The 665-nt window shown below is 35.5% G+C and carries 1 protein-coding gene; it reads right to left on the bottom strand.

What is annotated here, in order from left to right; translation table 11 throughout:
• On the bottom strand, window positions 1-665 hold a 665-nt coding region (locus tag G5V56_RS12275), incomplete at both ends, for a site-specific integrase (RefSeq protein ID WP_166965416.1).

The following is a 665-nucleotide window of genomic DNA, read 5'->3' as shown; positions in this document are numbered from 1 at the left end:
CCCAATAGCTTTGATACGGTTTCTATGGGTACACCATTGCTCAAGGTTATGGTCGTTGCAAAGGTATGCCGTGCTATGTGGAACGTCAGGTTCTTTTGAATTCTACATACATCGGCAATCTCCTTTAGATAAGAGTTAAGTTTTTGATTCGAAATTGTTGGGAACAGTGTCTGTTTGTGTATCGTATTTGGATGCCTTTCATATTTTTTAATAATATTCAACGCCTTTAGCAACAATGGAATTTTAACTGGAATACTTGTTTTCTCTCTTTGGGTATATATCCATTGCTTGCCATCAATTCCCTTACATAGGTTATCAATTGTTAAATTCATCACATCTCCATACGATAAACCAGTATAACAACTAAATATAAACAGATCCTTTATCAATTGCAGTCTTTGGATTGCAAACTCTTTATTCTCTATACGTTGCATCTCTTCCAAGGTCAAGAAACCCCTCTCCTTTCTTTCATATTTTGCTTCAAACTTCATAAAGGGGTCTTTTTCTATCCAATCCATTTTAAATGCCAAACTGACCATTTTTCGCAAACGTCCTATATGTTTCATTACTGTATTATTGCCCATACTGTCCTGACTCCTTAAAAAGCGTTCAAAATCTAGGATGAACTTATACCCCAGTTCTGATAGGTACATATCTGTTGTTTT

This window comes from Yeosuana marina, assembly GCF_011762485.1.
Taxonomy (GTDB): Bacteria; Bacteroidota; Bacteroidia; order Flavobacteriales; family Flavobacteriaceae; genus Yeosuana; species Yeosuana marina.
The sequence above is the reverse complement of the archived record's forward strand: the minus strand, read 5'-3'. Positions and strand labels throughout refer to the sequence as shown.